Origin of the sequence: Brevibacillus choshinensis (assembly GCF_001420695.1) — a bacterium.
In the GTDB taxonomy this organism is placed as follows: Bacteria; Bacillota; Bacilli; order Brevibacillales; family Brevibacillaceae; genus Brevibacillus; species Brevibacillus choshinensis.
This window is the reverse complement of record NZ_LJJB01000013.1, coordinates 138938-155075: the sequence shown is the minus strand read 5'-3', so window position 1 is coordinate 155075 and position 16138 is coordinate 138938. Positions and strand designations below refer to the sequence as shown.

12 protein-coding genes are annotated in these 16138 nt (G+C 50.2%); 2 read left to right on the top strand and 10 right to left on the bottom strand.

Annotated elements, in window-relative coordinates; genetic code table 11:
* Positions 1 to 24 precede the first annotated feature (24 nt).
* From hutH to AN963_RS20935, 4 genes are all read right to left on the bottom strand, one after another.
* Positions 25 to 1536: a histidine ammonia-lyase gene (hutH, locus tag AN963_RS20950; RefSeq protein ID WP_236708046.1), complete on the bottom strand. Its 1512-nt coding sequence runs from the start codon at positions 1534 to 1536 to the stop codon at positions 25 to 27.
* A gap of 35 nt (positions 1537 to 1571) precedes the next feature.
* Positions 1572 to 2777 carry a branched-chain amino acid ABC transporter substrate-binding protein gene (locus AN963_RS20945; protein ID WP_055746508.1) on the bottom strand — a complete coding sequence of 402 codons (1206 nt, stop codon included), beginning with the start codon at positions 2775 to 2777 and terminating at the stop codon, positions 1572 to 1574.
* A gap of 6 nt (positions 2778 to 2783) precedes the next feature.
* Positions 2784 to 4049 (bottom strand): imidazolonepropionase, encoded by a 1266-nt coding sequence (gene hutI / locus AN963_RS20940; RefSeq protein ID WP_055746507.1) that lies wholly within the window; start codon positions 4047 to 4049, stop codon positions 2784 to 2786.
* 89 nt (positions 4050 to 4138) lie between these two features.
* The gene (locus AN963_RS20935) at positions 4139 to 5866 is read right to left on the bottom strand and encodes a urocanate hydratase (protein WP_055746506.1); all 1728 of its coding nucleotides are present in this window, start codon (positions 5864 to 5866) and stop codon (positions 4139 to 4141) included.
* Positions 5867 to 6271: 405 nt separating this feature from the next.
* Here AN963_RS20935 and AN963_RS20930 point away from each other — a divergent pair, with 405 nt between their 5' ends.
* Entirely contained in the window at positions 6272 to 7978 is a 1707-nt protein-coding gene (locus AN963_RS20930) for a sigma-54 interaction domain-containing protein (protein WP_083497015.1), read from the top strand.
* Between the two features lie 126 nt (positions 7979 to 8104).
* Here AN963_RS20930 and AN963_RS20925 read toward each other — a convergent pair whose 3' ends face one another.
* The 4 genes from AN963_RS20925 to AN963_RS20905 form a co-directional block, all read right to left on the bottom strand.
* Positions 8105 to 8863 carry an SDR family NAD(P)-dependent oxidoreductase gene (locus AN963_RS20925; protein WP_055746505.1) on the bottom strand — a complete coding sequence of 253 codons (759 nt, stop codon included), beginning with the start codon at positions 8861 to 8863 and terminating at the stop codon, positions 8105 to 8107.
* A gap of 17 nt (positions 8864 to 8880) precedes the next feature.
* On the bottom strand, positions 8881 to 10230 hold the full coding sequence (locus AN963_RS20920; protein ID WP_236708045.1) for an APC family permease: 1350 nt from the start codon (positions 10228 to 10230) through the stop codon (positions 8881 to 8883).
* A 617-nt stretch (positions 10231 to 10847) separates the two neighbouring features.
* Positions 10848 to 11585 carry a LytR/AlgR family response regulator transcription factor gene (locus AN963_RS20910; RefSeq protein WP_055746502.1) on the bottom strand — a complete coding sequence of 246 codons (738 nt, stop codon included), beginning with the start codon at positions 11583 to 11585 and terminating at the stop codon, positions 10848 to 10850.
* A gap of 42 nt (positions 11586 to 11627) precedes the next feature.
* Entirely contained in the window at positions 11628 to 12962 is a 1335-nt protein-coding gene (locus tag AN963_RS20905) for a sensor histidine kinase (RefSeq protein WP_161827298.1), read from the bottom strand.
* Positions 12963 to 13309: 347 nt separating this feature from the next.
* Here AN963_RS20905 and AN963_RS20900 point away from each other — a divergent pair, with 347 nt between their 5' ends.
* On the top strand, positions 13310 to 13510 hold the full coding sequence (locus tag AN963_RS20900) for a cold-shock protein (protein WP_055746500.1): 201 nt from the start codon (positions 13310 to 13312) through the stop codon (positions 13508 to 13510).
* Positions 13511 to 13852: 342 nt separating this feature from the next.
* Here AN963_RS20900 and AN963_RS20895 read toward each other — a convergent pair whose 3' ends face one another.
* Positions 13853 to 14689, bottom strand: a complete 837-nt coding sequence (locus AN963_RS20895) for a M55 family metallopeptidase (RefSeq protein WP_055746499.1) — start codon at positions 14687 to 14689, stop codon at positions 13853 to 13855.
* Positions 14690 to 14713: 24 nt separating this feature from the next.
* A complete protein-coding gene (locus AN963_RS20890; protein ID WP_055746498.1) occupies positions 14714 to 16138 on the bottom strand; it encodes a serine hydrolase domain-containing protein in 1425 nt (474 codons plus the stop codon).

Here is a 16138-nt window from a genome sequence, read left to right as displayed (position 1 = left end):
CAGGATGTCAGCTTATGCGGTGGTTTAAACGATCGGCTCCGCCAATATCGCCTTTGCCAGCAGCTCGATCTGTTCATTGATTGCCGTATCCGTAGTAAGCGGTGGGATCACTTCTCGCACCCACTCCAAGTGCTTCCGTGTGCGTGGGGCCAACTCTGCTTCCGCCTGTTCCAAATAAATAGCCTGTGAGGCGCAGATCATTTCGATGGCGATCACGCGTGAAGCGTTGCCGATGATTTCTCTCGCTTGACGTGCTGCGATCGTCCCCATGCTGACATGGTCTTCCTGATTCGCAGAGGAAGGAATGGAGTCTACGCTAGCCGGATGCGCCAGTACTTTGTTTTCCGAAACGAGCGCGGCAGCCGCATATTGAGCGACCATCAAGCCGCATTCGAGGCCAGGATTGGGTGCCAAAAAGGGGGATAGTCCGCTCAACTGGGGATTAACCAGTCGCTCAATGCGCCGCTCGGAAATATTCGCCCACTCCGCCGAAGCAACTTTGAGCAGGTCCATGGCAAGTGCGATAGGCTGACCGTGAAATTGACCTCCCGATAAGACCCGTCCGTCTTCTAGGACGATCGGATTGTCTGTGGTAGCATTCATCTCGATGCGAATCTTGTTTTCCGCGTATCCCCACGCCTGCCAGGATGCACCGTGCACCTGCGGAATGCAGCGAATGGAATACGCGTCCTGTACGCGCAGCTCACCCTGCTGCGTAATTCTATGGCTGCCGGCTAACCATGTACGAATGCGTCCCGCCACCTGCTCCAGCTCTGGATGAGGACGCGTCGCCAGTAGCTCTGCATCAAATGCGTCGATGATACCGCGCAGTGCTTCCATGGTTAGGCACGCTGCCATATCCGCAGCGCGACCGAGATTTTCGGCTTCTGTTATCGCGACGACTCCTACTCCCGTCATACACTGTGTCCCATTGATTAAGGCAAGACCTTCTTTTGCCCCCAACTGGACGGCTTGCAGACCCGCTCGTGCCAGAGCTTCGACCCCCCGCATTTTCTCCCCCTGATATTCTGCGTAACCTTCTCCAACCAGGATGAGTGCCAGATGTGCCAAGGGAGCCAAATCGCCGCTTGCTCCCAGCGATCCTTTGGATGGAACGATAGGATGGATCCCGTGGTTAATGCAGTCGATCAACAGCTGCAACGTCTCCGTACGGATGCCGGAATATCCCTTGGCTAGCGCGTTCGCACGTAGAACCAGCATCGCTCGGACGACTTCAGTGGGTAATGGTTCTCCTACTCCGACAGCATCGGCACGCAATAAATTCAATTGCAATTGACCAACATCATCCGCATGAATGGAAACGTCGCTTAGTTTGCCAAATCCGGTATTTACCCCGTAGATGATCTTTCCTTGGGTGACCTGATCTTCTATCCGATTGCGGCTTTTGCCTACCCGTATCCATGCTTCCTCGGATATGATGCATGTTGCCTTTCTTTCGATGAGAAGTCGCAGCTGTTCGCGGTCCAATGTCATCCCGTCTAGCTCAACCAATTCCGCACGCCGTGTCATTTCCATAGGTTCATCATGTCCTTTCCTAGCAAAGCTGCTGACTATTCGATCTTGCCTACATAGACGGACTTATCTTTGTCGTACGTAAAAACAAATACATCAGCGCTCTGGTTATCGCCTTTCTCATCAAACGTTACTTTTGTGAACTGGCCGGTAAAATCTTTTGTTTTGTGTACGGCTCCCAACACCTGTTCACGCGTAGGCTTCTTCCCACCGTTCTCTGCGATTGCGTTTTTCAAGCCATCCAGTAGTAAATTCATAGAATCATATCCATAGACGGAAAGAGTCTCGAGTGGCTTGTTCGTCGACTTCTTGTACTCTTCCGCCCACTTCTTGCCTTCCTCACTCTGTGTCACATCGCCAGAAATGGAGGTAAAGACGACATCTTGTGCGGCGGGTCCCGCAATTTTCACCATATCCGAGGAATCGAGTCCGTCCCCGCCCATAAAAATGCCCGTGAAATTTTTTTGACGAGCCTGCTTGACGAGAATTCCGCCTTCCGGATAATGTCCACCAAAGTAAATCATGTCAGGCGTTTTCGCCATCACCTGATTGACGACCGCGTTGTAGTCCTTTTCCCCCACCGTGATCCCTTCGTACCCCACGATCTCTACCCCATCTTTTTCAAACTGCGCCTTTACTTCTCCTGTCAGGCCCTGTCCGTATGCTGTTTTGTCATGAATGATAAAGACTCGTTTCACACCTAATGCTTTCTTTGCATAGATCGCCGCTTTTGGTCCTTGCGCATCGTCGCGCGCCACGATCCTGTGAACAGTTTGTTTGCCTTCTTCAGTCAGCTTCACGGCTGTGTTCGCAGGCGAGACCATCACCAGCCTGCCTTCTTCATATTTGACGGAGGCAGCGATAGCCACTCCTGAATTCAAGTGACCGATTACCCCCAGCACATCCGGGTTGGATATCAGCATCTCCGCATTGGATACCCCAATCTTTGGATCTGCTTGGTCGTCTTGCGGATACAGATCCAAGTCGAAGCCCAGCTTTTTGAATTCTTCCTTTTTCAAATGCAAGGCGTACTCAGCCCCACTCTTGATCGCATCACCGAGTGAAGAAGACGCACCGGACAACGGGCTTTGCGTCGCGATCAAAATTTTGTCACCCGCTCCCGATGTTGTTCCTTCTGCAGAAGTGCTCGCACCACCTTGTGTAGCTGGGGATCCACATCCCCCGATAGCCGCTGCGACTACGAATGCGGAAGACAACACTCCAAACTTCCAGCGTATGTTCATTCGGGTTCACCTCCCTCTCGTATCCATCAAGTTGACAACCACTTTTCCGCGTTTCACCACCTGATCGACCACATTTCCACCGAGACGATAGATGACATGCTCATACGAAGGTACATCCCAGATCTGCAGGTCAGCCAGCTTGCCGCATTCGATCGATCCCCGATCACGATCCAGTCGCAACGCCTTGGCACCACCGATCGTCGCGGCCACTAGCGCTTCTGCCGGTGTCATTTGATACAAGCGACATGCGAGTACCATCACAAGCTGCATCGACTCTGTCCAACATCCGGGGCAAAGGTTTGTGGCAAGCGCGACAGTCATGCCAGAATCGATCAAAGCTCTGGCATTGAACGGGCGAGGGTGCTTGACCGCAAAATCGAGCGCAGGCATCAAAACCCCTGTCACGCCTGCATCTGCCAGGTTGCGCATGACCCGTTCAGGCGTATAGTTTAGATGATCTGCGGAAGCCATTCCCATATCGGCTGCTAGATCCGAACCCCCGATGTAGGAGTAAGCGTCCGTATGGATCTTCGGAGCCAGACCAGCGTTCATACCCGCTTCCAGAATGCGGGCAGACTCCTCCACCGTAAAATGACCGTCATCACACCAAACGTCACACGCTTGAGCCAGCCCCAGCTCCCTTACCCACGGAATCATCTCTTCGATCAGAACACTGATGTACATCTCTTTAGAAAGATTCCTTGGCCAGCCGTGCGCACCCAAGAACGTACTGACGATGTCTACAGGTAATTCCTTCGCCAAGCGCGCACTGACATTCAGCATCTTGATCTCGTCTTTTGTGGTGAGACCGTACCCGCTCTTGATTTCTACGGTAGTCGTCCCCGATCGCAGCATCCGCAGCAACCGTTCTCTGGCAGATTGGCACAGCTCTTCCTCGCTGGCTTTTCTCGTCATCTCTACCGAAGCATGTATCCCCGTCTCGATTCCCATCAGTTTTAATCGCTCTGGACTATCCGTTGTCATGCGAGCCGCGTACTCTTTTACACGGGAACCACCAAACACAGCGTGAGTATGGCAATCCACAAAGCCGGGGACAACGACTTTGCCGGATGCATCGATGGTGAAGGATTGCTCCATGTCAACCACCGCCGCCACTTCTGCACGACTTCCTACCGCGGCGATATGCTCTCCAGACACTGCGATCCATCCGCCGTCTGCCATTCCAAGTCCTTCGGGTCCTTTCCCATTGCACGTGATGACTTGACCGGCATTCGCAATGACAAGATCTGCTTTTGGTTTTTCCTGTTGCACCTCTCTCCCCCCTTACGTCGATGCTGGGAGGGGAGGGATGATTTATCCATCCACCCCAGCATGATGCTACAACCGAACAAAACGTTGTACTATTCTGTCTTTTCCGGCCCGAACGTTGCTTTCGGTGTCCACCATAATGGAATCTTGATTCCTTCGCTGGTCAAGTTTCCTTTTCCATTGGCGACATCTTTTGCCACTTGGTATCCCGCCTGTGCGTGGCGGACAACCCCGATGCCAGAGTCAACGGTCATACACACTGACAGCCTCATCGTCGCTTCATCGGTACCATCTGCAATCATCGTTACTCCCGTATGGACAGCTTCTCCCATGGAATAGTTGGCTTGGAGCGCAATCAGATCGCACATGCCGATTGCATTGAGGAGGCCATTCAACACGGGCCAATCCGATATCAGGTCACCGCCATCGAGCATTTTCTCCGACTCGAATGTAGGATTGACGATGGAGCCAGAGTCCAAATTGTCTCTGGAGAATGCCACAGGTCCTGCAAGCTCTCCTCGTTTGACCATTTCATTGATCTCCAGAGCAAATTCCTTTCGTTGCCCAAAGCCGAGGTAACAGATGCGTGCTGGAAGTCCTTCGATTGGAATGTGCTTTTTCGCGAGGTTAATCCATCTCGTCACGAGCAAGTCATCTTTAAACTTTTCTAGGACCATCTCATCAATTTTCGCCAAATCGGATGCTTCCCCAGAGAGGCAGATCCAGCGGAAAGGACCGCGCCCTTCGCAAAAGAGAGGTCGAATGTATTCCGCTACAAAACCTGGGATTTTCATCGCTTCCTCTTCCGGCATTCCCGCGTCACGACACTCTTTTCGCAGGCTGGTGCCGTATTCAAATGCATGGACTCCTTTGTCAAAGAACTCGTTTGTAACACGCAGCTCTCGAATCATCGTCTCCCGCGCTTTTACGAGATAGAGGTCTCGATCCCGACGGCGCAATTCATTCGCTTCCTCCGGCGTATATCCGGCTGGCAAATAGGAGATGGGATCGTGCGCTGGCGTCATGGACGTCAAAATATCGGGCATAAAGCCTTTCGCGTACGCTTCTTCAAAAATATCAGCAGAGTTACCGACTACCGCTATTCCCTGTGATTTTTTTGCACGCGCTGCCTCTTGAGCGAGCTCAATCGCTTCATCGAGTGACTCGGCAAGAACATCGATGTACCCCACATTCATGCGTCGACGAATAATCTCGATATTGGCGTCACAGACAATCCCCACGCCACCGTGCATCGCCATGGCACGTGTCTGGTTGCCTCCCATGCCTCCAGCTCCTGCTGTCAGCAAGATTTTACCGACGAGTGAATCCTCGTAATGGAGACGTGCGATGGCGGACAAGGTCTCAAATGTGCCTTGGATCACGCCCTGCGTCCCAATGTACTCCCATGGTGCCGCTGTGTACTGGGCAAAAATCGTCAGGTTCTTGTCTTGGAGATCGTAGAACGTCTCCCAGGAAGGCTTCATGATATTGGTGGTGGCCATGACCACTGTAGGTGCGTACTTATGCGTCTTAAAAACCGCCACTGGCATCCCTGACTGGACGACAAGCGTCTCATCTTCTTCCAAATCTTTCAGTGATTGTACAATCGCATGATACGACTCCCAGTTTCGGGCCGCTTTCCCGATTCCGCCGTAAATCACCAGCTCCTCTGGTTTCTCTGCATTTTCCATATTGTTCTCGAGCAAGCGCAAAATCGCTTCCTGCCGCCAACCTTTGCAGCGAAGGGTAGATCCGCGCCCTGCTTTGACGGAATACAAAATCTCTGGCTTTTGGGAATTCAAAGTTTCATTCATCGACATGTCGTTTTCCTCCTCGAGTGTGGGTTCTTGCGTGCTTTAACGCGCCTACGCTTGATAGATAGAGCAAATCTTGTGCCAATCAAAATAACGCCCTCTCCACACCGGTTATTCCGGTACAGATCGGGCGTTTAGGGTTGGTCACTGGCTCCCTGAGCCTTGCCAGTCGCTTTTTCTCCACTTCTCCTGTCCATCTCTCAGATAAGAGCAGTGTTCGGGATATGCCCGTCGCTCGCAGGCGCAAAATGTTTCAGCGCAGACGATCTTTGCGTTTGCACATTGTTGCTTTTGCATTTGGTACACGTCTGTTATGATCGTACTAGACGTAAGAAATGTGAAAATATTCGCTCTTTTTATTCATGCACGGGACAGACTGGAGAAAATATGGAGTTTGGAGTGTGATAGCGAATGGCTGCCCAAGCAATCGGCACCTTATTTTTGGACGTAGTCCCCGCCGTTGTGGTACTCGACGAAGAGAAGCGAATCTTGTGGTTCGGTGGGAAGACCTACGAGTTTTGCAACCTCGTCGAGGGGGAACGCTTCACGGATTTGCTTCCACCCGACAAACGCTCCCTTTCTGACAAGCAAATCGTCATAACCACCCACTCGAACAGAAAGATCCTGCTTCGTTTCAAGCCTTTTACCACGGACGAACGATCCTACTTCATCGTGCTCATGGAGGAAATCTCGGACCTATTGTCCAATAAGGACGCCAGACTAGCCTGCCTGGAAGCCATCGTGAACTCTCTGGATGAAGGGGTCATCATGAGCGATTCAGAAGGTCGAATCATGGTCTACAACAAAGCGCAGGAGAAATTGGAAGGACTGCAGCAGGAAAAAGTGGTCGGGAATTATTTGTGGGAGGCTTACAACTACAGTCCTGAGCTGTCCGAGCACCGCCGTGTATTCCAAACTGGAGCCCCCATTATCGGTCAGTATCGAGCTCACTCCCACATTCATGGGATTCCCCAATACGTCACCTACAGCACCTATCCCATCGTACAGGATGGTCAGACGATCGCAGTTTTTTCAGTAAGCACCAACGAAACCAAGCTGAAGGACCTCCTCTATGAGACGATCGAGCTGAAGCGAAAGATGATTGCTTCGGACAAAGTACATCGAGAGTACCATGGCAATGGAACAACCTACACGTTTGATCACATCAAAGGGAACAGCACCGTCCTCACCAACTTGGTCAGCGAGGCGCAAAATGTAGCTGTTCACAATACAGACTTGTTAATCGTTGGTGAAACCGGGACAGGCAAAGAATTGTTCGCACAGAGCATCCACAATCACAGCAAACGAGCCAAGAGCCCCTTCGTTGCGGTAAATTGTGCGGCCATTCCTGAGACGCTGCTCGAAAGCACCTTGTTCGGTTCGATAAAGGGAGCTTTCACGGGGGCTACCGATCAGACAGGCTTGTTTGAGTATGCTCAGGATGGAACGCTCTTTCTCGATGAAATCAACTCCATGCCACTATCCTTGCAGTCCAAGCTGATCCGCGTTCTCGAAGAACGAGTGGTCAGGAGGCTCGGCGCAGCGAAAGTAACTCCTGTCCGTTGCGTCGTGATCAGTGCTTCCAATGAGGATCCACACGAATTGATCGCCAGACACAAGCTTCGCATGGACTTGTATTATCGAATCGCCCGCACATGCTTGATCATTCCACCGCTGCGCGAACGCAAGGACGACATCCTCTTTTTGCTCAATCATTTTCTCAACCGCTTCAGCAAAGCAACCAACAAGCAAATTAACGGCATTACCGATACGCTCAAGGAGATCCTGCTCGATTACAAATGGCCTGGTAACATACGAGAGCTGCAGCACGTCGTAGAGAACCTCGTCATTCGGGCAAGCGATGATCAACGACTTCTCGATGTCGCCAACCTTCCCGTCTATTTACGTCAAACGATCGTAAACGAAAAAAATGCCGAACCACCAAAACCAACTGGGATGAAACGGGCCATCAAATCCGCTACTTCCTCCTACGAACGCGAGTACATACGAAGCCAGCTGGAAGCATCAGATTGGAACATTACCCAAGCGGCGAAAAGTATGGGGCTGACCCGTCAGAGCTTGCAGTACCATATCAAAAAATTAAAGATTCGCCAGTAGGACATGAGAGAATAGAAAAATCCCCTCCGTTCAACAAGTCAAGGTCATCGAATCAGATGTCCTTTTTCTTGTTGATCCGGAGGGGAAAACGATCTGGGAATACAGTTATTCGCTTGGAGCTGCTCCTTATTTGGCAGTTAATCCGCCATCTACTACGACAGCACTACCTGTCATGGCTGATGACTCATCTGCAGCCAAGAAAACAGCTACATTGGCGATTTCGACTGGTTGAATCGTGCGCCCAATCGGTTGGAAGTCACTAATGCTTTTCAACACGTTGTCACGTCCGCCAAACAAATCTGCATGGGCATCATTAAATGTCGTGTCTACCCATCCTGGACAAATGCAGTTTACACGCACATTGTCTGCCGCGAAATCTAGTGCCATCTGCTTGGTCAGCATGTGGATGGCTCCTTTGGAGGTCACGTAGGCAGACAGTCTCGGCTCTGCAGCAAAGCTGTTCGCTGAGGCCATGTTTACAACCGAGCCTCCTCCTGCTGCGATCATCTCTGGCAAACAGTATTTGGAGGTGAGAAACATCGACTTCACATTGACTTCCATCGTACGATCCCATACCTCTTCCTCGAGCTCGATCACCGAGCCGGGGATGTTGATCGCAGCGTTATTACACAGGACCGATGGAACCCCATACGTTTCCTTGGTAAAAGCAATGAGTGCCTGAACATCAGCCGTTTTGGAGACGTCCGCCTGAAAGAACACAGCAGTACCGCCTTTGCTGACGATCTCTGCTACCACTTCTTCCCCTACTGTGCTGATGTCGGTCGCTACTACACGCGCTCCCTCTTCCGCATATCTGTGCGCAATCGCAGCTCCTATTCCCCGTGCTGCCCCTGTTACGATCGCAATCTTATTTTGTAAACGCATTGTTTTTCCTCCTCGTTTTACATGTCTTTAAGAACGGGTGCTACTTTTCGATAGCCATTGGATTTCACGTAGCCGACGATGAAACCAATTAGTACCCACGCAAATCCGACTGTGAACGTCATCCAGTCAAAGCCTGACCAGACATACCCTGTGATGAGAAGCCCGATGAACGGGGTAAGCGCATAGGTCAGGAACCCCTTCACTCCACGCCTTTTCTGCTTCCCGTAGAAATAGACGATAATCGTCACATTCAACATCATGAAGGCCGTGATTGCCCCGAATGTAACGAACTTGTACAACGTCTCAATCGATAGGCAAAACGTGACCACGATAGAGAGCAGAGCGCAAAAGATCGTCGCATTAACTGGTGTTTGATATTTTGGATGGATTTTGGCCAGTACTTGTGCAAAGGGCAGCAGATTTTCCCGGCTCATCGAATAGAGCACTCGGGCTGTGGCCGATTGAACATTCAGTGTGACGGCAATCCCTACCGCAATGACATTGATCAAAATCAAAATCGTGTAGAACACAGGTCCGCCTGCTTCTAAGGCAATTTCAAAAAAGCCCATGTCCGGGTTGAGCGTCTCATACTGCGGATGAATCAGCGCTGCCATGTACACCTGGATTAAAAACAGCGAGCCGCTAAACAAAATAGAAAGAACAGTCGCCTTGCCGACGGTTTTCACCGGGTCACGCGCTTCTTCGGCCAAGGTGCTGATGCCATCAAATCCCAGGAAGCCCAGCACGGCAATGGATGTCGCTGTCGCAATAAAGCCAAAGTCAACATGGTCGGCCTGATACAGTGGCGCCAGACTAAAGCCACCCATTCCATGCCCATCAATCAAAACAAACTTGACGGCAATTCCCAAGAATACAATCAGTGTGATGATCTGCATCCAGAACATGATCAGATTGGCACGGGCTGTCATCGTGATCCCTCTGACATTAATCAACGTGTTGCAGACGACGAAAATGAGCGTCCAGACGAAAGCCGGGACCTGTGGCAAGATCCCCGCCATCCATACACCTGCAAAGGCATACAATAACGCCGGACACAAAATGTAATCGGCCAAGATCAGCCATCCTGCGATAAAGCCGACATGTGGATTCATCCCACGGCTCACATACGAATAGACTGAGCCTGCATACGGGAATTCCTTGCTCATGTGGCTGTAGCTGAATGCCGTGAACATCAAGGCAATGACCCCGATGCAGTAGACCAGTGGCACCATCCCAAAGCTCTGCTGAGCCACGGCCCCATATACTTGCATCGGAGCGAGCGGCGCCATGAAGACCATGCCGTAGATGACTAGATCCTTAAACGTAAGCGTTCGTCTCAATTCTTGTTTGTACTGAATACCGTCCAAGCCGAACTCCTCCTTAATGCTATGAAATAAGAAATAGTACTTTGTTCATAGTAGCTCTCTATCAGAAAATTTCGAAAGGTTTTCGGTCGAAACGGGAGCCCTTTTGTCCTTACCAGCCGTTCTTGACAAAAAAAACGCGAGAAGTGCTCCCGCGCCCTTTGGCACATGGTCGGTGAGGCTGCGGTGGAGGAGAGGAAAAAGGAGAAAATGCTCCAGCTTCTTGGGTCCCCTGCTGAAGGTCATCCCTGTACAGCTCCATGGAAAAAGCGAAACCGCGTCCAAAGTAGCCGATTCGTGACGTTTCTCAGAGGTGGACGCTTAAGACCGTGTTTCTTTTTTCCGTTCCGCCTCGGCTGTTACCCCAAAGAGCTTCGCTTTTTCTCCTTTTTCCTCAGCCAGCCTTGTTTGTCCAACAAAACAACGAATAAATTCTTATCTGCCATAAAAAAACAGTGCGTCCTAAAGACTCACTGCCAAGACCCCGCCTGCTTTTAGGGTGTTCTTTTTTGGAAATAAAGACCGTTGAGTTGAATCAGCTTGCAAGAGAAGCATGTTTCCAGGCGGAGCGACTTGCGGAGTCCCTCACAGCGAAGCCAAGAATCCCGAGGCAACAGAATCTACATCCATTTCTTCAGATTGTTCCAGTAAGAGACGATGTCCTGTGTCTTTTCCTCCGCAATCAGGGCTTGCTTGCCTTCCTTGCCCTCTTGAAAATAGATGGCACTTCCTTCGATATGGCTAATCTTTTTCAAATTCACGAGAAAGGATCGATGCGTCAGGTAAAAATAACTGTCCTGCAAATAGCTCTCGTACACCTTGATCGGTATTTTTGATTCATAAGCTTCACTTGGTGTGTGCACCAGGATGGTCCGGTTGATCGACTCGATGTACAATATATCGGCGGGTGTCTTTTGGAAGATCTCCTCCGCAAAAATAGGTACAAAGAGACCGCCTGACTCCATAAAACTCTGGTAGTTGATATGGTTTTGCAGTTTTTCCATCGCTTGTCTGAAGCGTCTTTCCGTATATGGCTTCTCCACAATATCTACGATTCCCAAATCATAGGTGACACTAGCATGAGGAGCCATTCCCGTAATGAGAATGGTAGGGATATTCACTCCCCTCATTTTCAAAATCGAATAGCTTTCCAGACCGCCTCGCCCGGCACCCAGATTGATGTCAATGATCATCGCTGTTAAGTTGGGCGCTAGCGTCGCCTGGGCTATCAGCTCATCCCCCGTGCTAGCTTTGGCAACAATCCGTACATGCTCATAGGGGGCTAGGTACCCCTCCAACAACTCCTGTTGCAGCTCATCATCTTCAGCTATCAACACGTTGATCTGCTGCTTATGCATGTGCCCCCCCACTTCCTCCTTCATAATCTGCAATTCTCTACCCTAGTTAGCTATCGATAAAAGAATGGAAAAGCATGTTTTTCCTTTTGCAGAAGTGATGTGCATCTCCCCCGCATATTTATGGATAACTTCTCTGACGATGCTGAGTCCATACCCCCGCACTTTTCCCGTTTCCGTTTCTTTCGTGGTGTAACCATCCTGTGTGAGCCTGCTCAATTGTAGCGGCTGTAGTGTCGCCCCTGTGTTTTCAACCATGAATTGATAGGAATTGCCCACTTTTCTCATCGTAATCGATATTCTTTTTTCTCCGGATTGATCTACATCCGTAGCCTCTATCGCATTATCCAAAAGATTGGAGAGAATTTTGATCAAATCGGAGGAAAGGACGCCATCAAAAGTCTCTTCTGGCGGAATGTGAAAATCCATCTCGATTTGATTCGTCCGGGCCTTCTCGGCTTTCGAATGCAGCAGTACCAGCATGGCTGGATTGGCCACCTGCTCTGAGAGCGTTACGGCTTTTACATCGGCCTGCAGCCCACGCAGATACTCTTGGGCGCGCTCCACCTTTTTTAGTTCCAGCAGTCCAAAAATCACTTGCAGGTGATTGGCAAAATCGTGCCTGATCGATTGAATGGAAGCAAGAATGGAGCGAAACTCCCGTTGAAAGGTTTTCTCGGAATCACCGACAGCCCGCAGTGTCTCTCTTTGATACCACCTGCGGATCAGCGTGTAGCTGACTACGATCAAAATCAGAACGACCAGATTGGCTGTAAAGTGAAAAATGCTATTTTTCAACGCGTTATTTTCGATTTGCTCCAGAAGCTCTACACCGATATCAATCCCAACAATCCCGACCAACTGACCCGCTGCATTGACCACTGGCGCACCTGCGGTCATATAGACACCGTATTTGGGATCATGAATGATTCCCGTATGAAACGTAGCGCCTTGATAAGCGGGCTGAACCTCGTCCTGCGTAAGGGTACAGAGCTCCCCAATATAGGTCTGGGCACTGTCTCCCGGCGGCAGTCCATTAATCATGACCCGGCTGTTCCCCTGTGCATCCATGATGACGATATACACATGCTTGGCGCCGATTTTTTTTCGATAATCATTGAGGAAGTGATTCAATTCGATATAGTCTGTACTCTCTTCCGTCGGCTTTTGCAAAAAACGTTCGAAGCTCGCTGCATCCACTTCCCGTGCGATATCGGCGGCTGTCTTCATGCTTTGAGTGGAAATGGATATCTCTACGGTCCGAATGGTACTGTCATAGGTAAGTAAAATATTGGCAAACATGAAGCACAAGCTCAACATGATCGCCACGATGAGAATCATTCGGACATTTTTATTGGTACGAGCAGAAATTTCTTTCATAGAGCTTACATTACCTTTCATCAAAGTCGTAGCCTGGATCATTTTTCCTCATTTTATCATGAAAACGGGTGAAGAAGCTCCTCGTGGATTTTTTGAGGCACTTCGCCCGTTTATACTGGTGTGACGGCATTTCCGCTTCCTTTTTCGCGCTCAAGCACATTGGAATTATCTTCCTCCCAAACATTTTCACCCGAAAAATTTGCTATTCTTTCGTTTTCCTGTTATGGTTATAGAGAATTATTTTTGTTCGAAGCAGAGGATAACGTGGGAAACCATTTTTCATCTTGAGAATCCTGAGAGCAAGGATAGTAACAAATGTGTGGTTAGCGCACTAGGAGGCAACAACAATGGAACAAGGTACAGTGAAATGGTTTAACGCAGAAAAAGGTTTTGGATTCATCGAACGTGAAGGCGCAGAAGACGTATTCGTTCACTTCTCCGCTATTCAAGGCGAAGGTTTCAAATCCCTTGACGAAGGTCAAAAAGTAACTTTTGACGTAGAAAAAGGCCAACGTGGCCCACAAGCTACTAACGTTCAAAAAGTTTAATTTTAGACTACAAACAAGCAGACTCTATTCGTAGAGTCTGTTTTTTTTATACTCGGGAATCATTAGAAAACTTGGCTCCGCCTAGCCTGTGGCGGAGTCTTAGTACCCAAAGGGCACAAGTCTCGCTTTCTTACTTCGTTCGAAGTCTTGCTATGTTGCACTTATTCTGGATACAAATCTTATAAATTCTTATCTGTACAAAAGAAAAACCCTACTCAAGACAGACGAGTAGGGTTTTTGTATAACAGGAACAGTAAATGGTGAACTCAGTATAACATAGTACGGATGGAATCCCTATTATTTTGTGTTTTCCAAATTAAAACGGTTTGTGATGCTCCTCTATCATCCTGTAACCATCCGATTCACTTGCCCGGTAATCATCAGCATCGCTTGCAGCACAGGCATCATGCTCACCACATCCTGAGAATGAAAGCGAACCGTACGCCCTTCGATCAGCTCCACGCCGGGCATCCAGCTGACTGCCGTGGCAAACTGGGATTTGGTAAACTCCACTTCAATCGTATTCTGTGCTTTTGGTTCGAGCGGCTGCACCTTGCTGCGATGGATGAGTGCCTCTTTTGCCTGATTGCGGATGAGCTCGCGTGCGCGCACGGGATGAATCGCTTGGGAAGAGAGTCCGGTAATGCCCGTTTTCACAGCCACAGTAAAAACTCCTGGAATATCCTCTTCTACTTCCTGTGCGGTTTGCGAGTCACCAGTTACCAGCACGACAGGCACGCCAAAGACACCCGCGATCGCTGCGTTCAGTCCTGCCTCGCCCACCTCTTTTCCATTCAAGACAAGCCGATGAATAGCTAAGCCGGACAGCGTATGATTGAGCACGGCATCACCCGTACCTGCCTTTCCATGATACCCGATGAAAAAGGCGGCGTCGCAGCTGCTGTCGATTCCCTGCATCATGCACAGAGGCTTGAAAAACCCGCGGATCACATCTGCCTGCGGATGCAGCTCTTCCAGAATCAGATTGTTCATCGGACCATGCGACTCATTGACGATGATCTGTGTAGCACCCGCTTCCAGCGCACCTTCAATCGCCGCATTGACATCCTGCGTCAACAACCGTCGTCCAGCCTCATAATGTCGTCGACCTGGGATCGTATCCTCCCACTCCGTGATGCCAGAAATCCCTTCCATATCCAAGGAAATAAACACTTTCATCCGTACATGCCTCCCGAATCCGGATTATGCTTCTACTTTTGGCAGTTGGCGTGAACCCATGGCGAATCGTTTAATCTCTCCCTCTGGATTACGTACAAAGCGGACGTGTGTATCGATACCGCGTCGAGTGAACAGAAAAGCATCCTCACCGATTGGTCGCAAAGGTAGCTCCGTATTCTCCATGACGAGAACCAGTTGCCCATCTGCTTCATCAAAACGGATGTTCACCTCGTCCCCTTCCCCAGACTTATACGTGCCTTGGCTTTGCTCCAAGCGTGCAAGCGGCACCTCGCAATCGGCAAAGGTCGCATACTGTGTATCAAGAGGGCGACCGAGCAGGCTGTTCAGTAGACCCAAGGTCAGATCCGTAATCGGCGCATCATCCACGTTGGTCAACAGGATGGCCGTGATTCCCGCTTCTGGAACAATGAGCATTTGCGCGGTAACCCCTTTTATTCCTCCCGTGTGCTGAATCAACGTATGTTGCTCCGTAAGCGGAAGAACCCCTAGCCCGTACCCATAGCTGCGGACCGGGTCGATTTTCGCGTGAGGGGATACCATTTGCGCAACGCTTTCGCCGGAAATGATCGTTGCCCCGTGTGAGTTTCCTCCCGTACGATACAGCTCTGCATACCGAAGCATGTCACGAGCGGAGGCTTTGAGAAAACCTGCTGCGCGCATCGATGGAGAATCCCACGCGACTGGAGCGCGTAACACCTTACGAATACCCTCCATCACCTTGGGAGTGTACAGCATGGCAATGTTGTCGTCTTCGCCCAATTCCTCTACATGAAAGACGGAACGCCCCATGCCAAGCGGCTGTAGAATATGTTCCTGGACATACGATTCGTAAGTCTGGCCACTGACGCGTTCCACAATCGTTCCGAGCAACCCAAAAGCATCATTCGAGTAGCTGAACTCTGTTCCCGGAGGACCAAGGAGCTCAAACTTCAGCTCCCCGATATAGGCCATCAGCTCTTCAAACGTATCGATCGGTTGATTTCCGTATGTCTCAAAATGCTTTAATAGCTCAGCTGCTGTCGGATCTGCTTCCAAGCTGCGCTGCATAGCCGGAATGAGCGAAGGCAGGGGTGGCAGGCCGAGTGTATGCGTCATGAAGTGATGTATAGTGGTCGCTTTTGTGTGGGCTTCATCAGGCGTGCGAAACTCCGGCAAATAAGTCACGACCGGATCATTCACCGAGAGCTTCCCTTCCTCCTGAAGCAGCATAATCGCCAAGCAGGTAAACGACTTCGTGATCGAACCGATCCCAAATACCGTATCGAGATTGACAGGTGTCTGCTCTTCCCGATCCCGATGGCCAAACGTCTTCTCGTAGAAAAGTTCGCCATCTTTTGCCACAGCAATGATGGCTCCTGGTACTTGAAACTCATCGATTAGCTTTTGAACGTATGCCTCATAAGAAGGTGCCCACTCATGCGTCTTCAT